Raw genomic sequence first — 7,239 nt, forward strand, 5'->3', positions numbered from 1 at the left:
GCCCTGAACGCGCAATTGGCCTACAGCCTGAAGGTTGGTTTGTACTGACGGATCCATCCGTACCCGGATGGGGATCTGGCGTTCCGGCAAATTGAGCTTGGGCAGGGCCGTGGAATAGTCACCGTAGGTGGCAAACCGCACCGCGTCGGCAAGCGCTTCGGTGGTCACACCCAGCGCTGCCGCACGCTCAGCGTTGGGCCGGATTTGAATCTCGGGCCGCTGCATGGCGGCGCTCGAGGTCACGTTGCCGATACCCTTGAGCGTGCGAAGCTGGGCCTCGGCCCGTGTAGCGGCTGAGGCCAGCGCTTCGGGGTCATCGCCGGCCAGCGTAATGTCCAGTGACTCCCCGCTACCGCCGCTCCCCACCGAGACCCGTACACCGGGCAAGGCCCGCAAGGTCTGGCGCATTTTTGCCTCGACGCCTGACTGCTTGAGCTTACGKTCCCCGCGCGGCACCAGCTCAACCGTGAGCGTGGTGCTGCTGACATCGGTCGATGCGCTGGCGCCGCCCAAGCCGCCACTGCTGGCCGCGGTGCCGGCGGAAACGAATACACCGCTCACCTCAGGCAGCCCGCGCAGCAATGCGGCCGCACGGCGGCCGGCCTCCGCGGTTTCTTCCAGCGTGCCACCCGGCGGCAGCTTCAGGCTCACACTCGACTGGGCCTTGTCCTGTGCCGGCAGGAAACCGGTGGGTAGCAAGGGGATCAATGCCAGTGACAGCACAAAGAACACCACGGTTGCCAGCACGGTGCCCTTGCGCCGTGCCAGTGTGGTGCGGACCCACCGCAGGTAGCGCGTCATCAGCGGCCCGTCCGTACTGCCGCTGTGTTTGCCGGGCTGGTGCGGCTTGAGCAGATAGGCCGCCATCATGGGCGTGAGCAGCCGCGCGACCAGAAGCGACGCCAGCACCGCGACCGAGGCAGTAATCCCGAACTGCCGGAAAATGAGGCCCGGGATGCCGCCCATGAAAGCAGTGGGAAGAAACACCGCGACCAGGGTAAAGGTTGTGGCGATCACCGCCAGGCCGATCTCGTCGGCTGCCTCCATGGCCGCCTGGTAGGGTGTCTTTCCCATCTGGAGATGCCGCTCGATGTTCTCAACCTCCACGATAGCGTCGTCGACCAGGATGCCCACCACCAGGGAAAGCGACAGCAGCGTCACGGTGTTGAGCGAGTAGCCCGCGAGCGCCATGGCGCCGAAGGTAGGGATGATCGACAGCGGCAGTGCGGTCGCCGAGACCAGGGTGGCCCGCCAGTCGCGCAGGAACCACCAGACCACCAGGATGGCCAGCAACGCACCTTCGACCAGGAGGAACATGGAGCCTTCATAGTTCTCCTGAATTGGCGTCACCGTGTTGCTCGCCTCGGCGATCTTCACTTCCGGGTGGGCCTTTGCAAAAGCGTCCACCGCGGCGCGTACCTCCTCGGCAACACCCACGTCGGAGTAACCTTTCGAGCGCTTGACCTGAAAACCAACGACGGACTTGCTGCCACGGAAGGCGCGCGTACTGCGCTCGGCGTAGGTATCGGTAATGCGGGCGATCTGGTCCAGTCGCACATAACGCCCGTCGGTCAACGGGATGCTGATGGCAGCAACCTCTGCCGCCGAGCCGACCGTCGCGATGGTGCGGGTCGACTGCCGCTGGGATCCGACCTGCCCCTGGCCGCCTGAGCTTTCCTTCTGCACAGACTTGAGTTGGGAAGAGACAGCCGCGGGCGTGACCCCAAGGCCGGCCATCAGCGAGGGATTGAGGTCCACGTGCACCTCTCGGTCAACGCCGCCGACGCGCGCCACCGACGCGACACCCTTGACAGCCAGCAGCGCTTTCGACACATCGTTGTCGACAAACCAGGTGAGATCCTGCTCGTCCATCCGGCCTGACTCGATCGTGTAGGTGAGGATGGCCGATCCCGCAGCCGTCAACCTGGAGACGGTAGGGGAGTTCATGCCTGCCGGAAGTTCCGCGCGGGCGCTGTCGACCGCGTTACGCACTTCACTCAGGGCCTCCTCGCTGTTTTTGTCGAGCTGGAAACTGACACTGATGCTCACCGCACCTTCGGTGATTGTGGTGGTAACGTGATCCAGGCGCGTGAGTGAAGCAAGCTTGTCCTCGATTTTCCGTGCCACCTCGGTTTCAAGCTGCGCCGGTGCCGCACCTTCGAGCGAGGCGCTGACCTGGATAGTCGGCAGGTCCATGTCCGGAAAATCCTGGATTTCCAGGCGTTGAAAACCCACTACACCCAGCACCGTGAGAAGAAAAAAAAGAAGGACCGCAGGAACTGGATTGCGGATGGACCAGGAAGAGAGGTTCACTTGGCACCCACTTTCTGCGCTGCCGCCGCGGGCGCTGGCGCTACGGTAACCGCAGCCCCCTCCGACAGGAAGGCCCCACCGCTGGCCACCACGCGGGCAGTGCCATCGAGCCCGGACAGTATCTCGATCCGGTCGCCTTGCCGCCGCGCGGTGGTGACCAGCCGGCCGGCTACCTTGTTGACGGAGTCGACTACATAGACGTAGCTGCGGCCGTCACGCAACACGACCGCGGATTGCGGCAAGGTGAATGCCGTCTTTGCGTCGAGCTCGATCGTGCCGCTGGCGAAAAGCCCTGGCTGCACCCCTTCGCCGGATGCCAGACTGACGTAGGCGATCCCACGTCCCGTGGCCGTGCTCAGCGTGGGCGAAACCAGGCGCACCTTTCCTTCCACATTCCTGCCCCCAGGCAAAACGAGGCGGGCAGTCTGGCCCACGCGTACGCCTGCAAGCTGACGTGAATCCAGTTCTGCGCGCCATTCCACACGGCCCTGGCGCACCAGGCGGAACAACTCGGCGCCTGTGTTGACGACATTACCCAGAATCCCCGACCTGGAAGAGACGACGCCGTCGTCCGCTGCCACGATCTTCGTGTGCTTGAGTTTCAGGGATGCGCTCTCGAGGTCCGCCTTTGCCGAAGATAAAGACGCCACCGCTGCCGCCTCATTCGTAAGGTATTCGTCCATCTTCTGTGGCGCCAGGGCGCCGGCCACGTCCACCGACTGCGCGCGTTGCCGGTTGGTGCTGGCTTGAGCCCAGCTGGCACCGGCCTGTGCCACCAGGGCTTCCTGCTTGTGTAGCTCCGCGCGTACCGTATCGTCGGCAAGCGTCGCCATCAGCTGGCCTCGCCGGACCGAATCACCCACATCAACCAGCAACTGCGCGATGCRCAACCCACCCGTCTCAGGACTGACGATGATCTCCTGCCAGGCAGTCAAGGCGCCGCTGGCCTGCAACTGCTGCGGCCAACTTTGTGTTTCGGCGGAGACGACATTGACCGTCAGGGCACTCGCGCTTGACCCTGCCGCCGTGCCTGGATCTTTGGCCGTCAAAGCGCGCCATGCGAGTAGCGCGATCAGCAGGACGGCGACAGCTGCCGCGACAGTGATCACCAGTTTTCGGTTGACGTTGAATATTCTTTTCATGAGTTGGCTTTTTCTTCGTAGGCGGCGCCTGCGGGGGGACTTGCCGGGGTCGCGGGTTGCCAGCCCCCTCCCAGTGCCTTGTACAGAGCGATCCAGTATTCGACGCGATCACGTTGCAGGCCGATCAATTCGATCTGGGCTGACAGCGCCTGGCGCCTTGACTCTTCCAGCGTGAGCAGGCTGATGGTGCCCGCGCGCCATTGCGCGTCCGCTCCCACGAGGTATCTCCGGTATTCGTGGGCGGCGCGTTCTGACTGCTCCGTGCGCGTCGCAGCGCCGTCCAGGCGAACCAGCGACTGCTCCACCTCCTTCACGACCGTTCGCACACTTTGACGCCAGTCGGCATAGGCGGCTTCGTAGCCGGCCCGAGCGCTGTGGACAGCGGCCCGCGTGCGCCCGCCGTCGAAGAGTGGAATGGATAAGCTGGGGCCGAACGACCAGGTGGTCAATGACGAAGCGAGGCCGGTCGCAGAAACCTTGACAGATCCTGAAAGCGACAGGCTCGGGTAGAGGTCTGCCTGCGCCACACCGATGTCTGCACTTGCAGCTGCCAACTCGCGCTCGCGCGAGGCAAGATCAGGCCGCTGGCGCAGCGCCTGTGCCGGCACGCCTTGCACATCGAGGCCCGCCGGCTGCGGGATGCCGGTGCCGCCCTGCACCAGCTGGTGACGCAGCTCGGGTTCGTCGATTCCAGTGAGATTCACCAATGACTTCACCAGCAGCTCGCATTGCGCGCGTTGCGCGAGCCCGGCAGAGGTGGTGCTGGCCAGGCTGGCACGAGCCAGTGAGCCTTCTGTGCCGGCGGTCAAGCCGGCGCGTACCAGCGACTCCGTGGCTTTGGCCGTCTCGCTCATGGAAGCCAGCTCCTGCTCGTAAGCGGTGGCCAACAACCCGCAGGCTCGGTACTGCACATACGTATCCGCCACTTCCGCCGCAAGAGAAACGCGCGCGTCGTGCCAGTCGTTTTCGCGCGCCTGTATACGGGCGCTGGCTGATTCGGTGCTGCGCCTTACCTTGCCAAACAAATCCAGCTCCCACGAAGAATCCAGGCCTGCGCTGCGGGCGGTCGCCACTTCGCCGGTTTGCTGTGTGCCGCGTGTCACCGATGCCTGCCCATTTGCACCTGGCAGACCTGAAGCACCGGCGCTGGACAACGTGGCGCGCGCCTTCTCGATGTTGGCCCATGCCTTGGCGAGCGTGGGGCTGCCGGATTCGGCTGAACGCTGGAGCCGGGTCAGCACCGGGTCATTGAACTGGCTCCACCAGTCGCTGAGCGCAGTCACGTTGCCTCCATGGGGCAGGGGCCCCTGCCAAAGCGCCGCCGCTGCGGGGTTGGGCTCTGCATAATCCGGCCCGACCGCCGCACAGCCGCCAAGCGCGATGGCAAGACCGATAGCAAGGCCAATCCCAGGAATGGAAAAGTGTCGCCAGCCGGTGAGTCGATAGGTTTGCATGCTGCTCCTGAAAATCAGCAGTCATGGTAGGTATCGCGAATGCTCGCCAACGTTGGCGAAAGTTAAGCTGGGTAAAAAACCGGCCCACGCTGGCCGGCACCGGGGCTTTCAAGCGATACTGATGTCGAGATGATTCCGGTTCTGCTTGTTGATGATGACCTCGAACTCACGGCGATGCTGTCGCAGTATCTCGTCCGCGAGGGCTTCGATGTGCGCGCCGTACACGACGGCCAGGCCGGTGTCTCCGAGGCCACTTCCGGCCGCTACGACATCGTCGTGCTGGATGTGATGATGCCCCGGCTGTCTGGCATGGAGGCACTGCGCCGCATTCGCGCCCTTAGCAAAGTCCCGGTGCTCATGCTTACGGCGCGCGGTGACAACGTTGATCGCATCGTTGGCCTGGACATGGGCGCCGACGATTACGTCCCGAAACCCTGCACACCCGGCGAACTGGTCGCGCGCATCCGCGCCATCCTGCGGCGCACTGACGCGCGTGAAGCGGCGGCGCCCAATTCCGGGCAGCGTGTGCTGCAGGCGGGTGAGCTGGTTTTGTCGCCGGGCAACCGACAGGCAACATGGCACGGGATTCCCCTGGATTTGACAGGCACGGAGTTCAGCTTGCTTGAAGTCCTTGCTCGCCACGTCGGCCAGCTCGTGAGCAAGCAGGATATTTCGCTGCAGGCGTTCAGCCGCCCGCTGGCCCGATTCGACAGGCGCATCGATGTGCACATCAGCAGCATCCGCCAGAAGCTGGGGACACGTGCAGACGGCGAGTCCTGGATCCAGAGTGTTCGCGGTATGGGCTACCAGTTGCTGGAGGACTGACAGATATGGAGACGCGCCGCATCGGCCGGTTGTTCTGGAAGCTGCTGCTCGCGCTGTGGCTGAGCATGGTGCTTTCGTTCGCCGGCACCATCGCGTATTTCACACTGACAGGACATCCCCCTCCGGACGACGTCGCCACCTTCGGTTTTGTGCCGTTCGTACCGTTGATATCGGCCATAGTCGCCGTCCTCATCATCGGCCCGGTGCTTGCATGGTATTTGTCCCGCCCGTTGCGGCATCTGCGCTGGGCCTTGCGCCGTGCCGCTGAAGGCCGTTTCGACACGCGTGTGCAACCGCTGATGAAAGGGCGACGTGATGAAATAGCGGACCTGGCTGAAGAGTTCGATCGCATGGCTGCACAGCTGCAGCAGGTGACCGAGTCGCGCAAGGTGCTGCTGCACGATATTTCCCACGAACTGCGTTCCCCGTTGTCGCGGCTGCAAGCCGCTATCGGCCTGCTGCGACAGGACCCTTCCCAGACCGATGCGATGGTCGAGCGTATCCAGCGCGAGAGCGAGCGGCTCGATGTCCTGATAGAGGAGCTCCTCACGCTGCATCGCCTGGAGGCACCCACCGGCCTGGCGCGTGAACGGGTCGACGTGATCGAGCTTTTGCATGCCATTGCCGAAGATGCCGATTTCGAGGCGCGATCGCTGTCACGCCAGGTCAGCATCGACGCGCCAGGCCAGTTCGTCGCCCAGGTCAATGGTGAACTGCTGTACCGGGCTTTTGAAAACGTCATTCGCAATGCGGTGAAATACACGGCACCGGGCACAGTCGTCGAAATTCAAGCGGGGATCCGCACCGGCGATACGCAACTGGTGGTGACAGTCCTGGATCGTGGCCAGGGAGTTCCAGCGCCCATGCTGGAGGAAATCTTCGAGCCGTTTACCCGGGTCGAAGGAGGGGAGTCGGTGCGCGGGGTAGGTCTGGGTCTGGCCATCGCGCGACGCGCCATGAAGTTGCACGGCGGCCGCGTAGAAGCAGGGCTGCGTGAGGGTGGGGGATTGGTCATGACGCTCTGGTTGCCCGCTGCGGCAGAGGTCACGACGCGATCTTTGTGATGCTACACCCCCCCTATCCGGTCGGCACTTGCCTTGCGAATGTGGCGGCGCCGTCCGACTTGACGCAACCCACATAAGACATATGCTTTGAACCACGTCTCTGATCCGGAGCGTGCAGGAGAAACTTATGACCTCTTTGAAATGCGCAATGGCGCTGTCCTTAACGACCTTGGTCGCGCCAGCCATGGCGTGCTACACCGTTTATAACCCCAGCAACCAGATCCTTTATTCCGGTGAAGCGCCGCCCATAGACATGAGCTACCAGATCCACGAAAAGCTGCCCGCAGTTTTTCCCAGTGGCCATCTGATTTTTGACACGAGCAACAATTGCCCGGCGATAGACGTACGCCGTGCCGTCCCGCAACTCACCAATGTCGCGTTTGTATCGGCCGCACCCGCTCCCAGACAAGCACGTCAGATGACGCGCGCCCAGCGCGAACG

Annotated in this window: 6 protein-coding genes; 3 read left to right on the top strand and 3 right to left on the bottom strand. The window is 63.5% G+C overall.

Annotation, left to right across the window (positions count from 1 at the left end; genetic code table 11):
- The 3 genes from AC1DWI_RS09400 to AC1DWI_RS09410 all read right to left on the bottom strand — a co-directional run.
- Positions 1-2,313 (bottom strand): efflux RND transporter permease subunit (locus AC1DWI_RS09400; protein ID WP_477724729.1); only part of this gene is annotated, 2,313 nt, incomplete at its 3' end.
- Positions 2,310-3,455: an efflux RND transporter periplasmic adaptor subunit gene (locus tag AC1DWI_RS09405; protein ID WP_477724730.1), complete on the bottom strand. Its 1,146-nt coding sequence runs from the start codon at positions 3,453-3,455 to the stop codon at positions 2,310-2,312. The genes AC1DWI_RS09400 and AC1DWI_RS09405, both read right to left, overlap by 4 nt.
- Positions 3,452-4,909 (bottom strand): efflux transporter outer membrane subunit, encoded by a 1,458-nt coding sequence (locus tag AC1DWI_RS09410; RefSeq protein ID WP_477669561.1) that lies wholly within the window; start codon positions 4,907-4,909, stop codon positions 3,452-3,454. The genes AC1DWI_RS09405 and AC1DWI_RS09410 overlap by 4 nt, the downstream gene beginning before the upstream one ends.
- Positions 4,910-5,038: 129 nt before the next feature.
- On the opposite strand from AC1DWI_RS09410, the gene AC1DWI_RS09415 reads away from it, so the two are divergent.
- The 3 genes from AC1DWI_RS09415 to AC1DWI_RS09425 form a co-directional block, all read left to right on the top strand.
- Positions 5,039-5,734, top strand: a complete 696-nt coding sequence (locus AC1DWI_RS09415; protein ID WP_477669562.1) for a response regulator — start codon at positions 5,039-5,041, stop codon at positions 5,732-5,734.
- Between the two features lie 5 nt (positions 5,735-5,739).
- Positions 5,740-6,798: a HAMP domain-containing sensor histidine kinase gene (locus AC1DWI_RS09420; RefSeq protein ID WP_477669563.1), complete on the top strand. Its 1,059-nt coding sequence runs from the start codon at positions 5,740-5,742 to the stop codon at positions 6,796-6,798.
- Positions 6,799-6,925: 127 nt separating this feature from the next.
- On the top strand, positions 6,926-7,239 hold a 314-nt coding region (locus tag AC1DWI_RS09425; RefSeq protein ID WP_477724731.1), incomplete at its 3' end, for a hypothetical protein.

This window comes from Polaromonas sp. P3_C2 (genome assembly GCF_056402675.1).

Excerpts from the sequence above, each read along its gene's own strand:
- AC1DWI_RS09410 (WP_477669561.1), bottom strand. The coding sequence starts at position 4,909 with ATGCAAACCTATCGACTCACCGGCTGGCGACACTTTTCCATTCCTGGG.
- AC1DWI_RS09415 (WP_477669562.1), top strand. The coding sequence starts at position 5,039 with ATGATTCCGGTTCTGCTTGTTGATGATGACCTCGAACTCACGGCGATG.
- AC1DWI_RS09420 (WP_477669563.1), top strand. The coding sequence starts at position 5,740 with ATGGAGACGCGCCGCATCGGCCGGTTGTTCTGGAAGCTGCTGCTCGCG.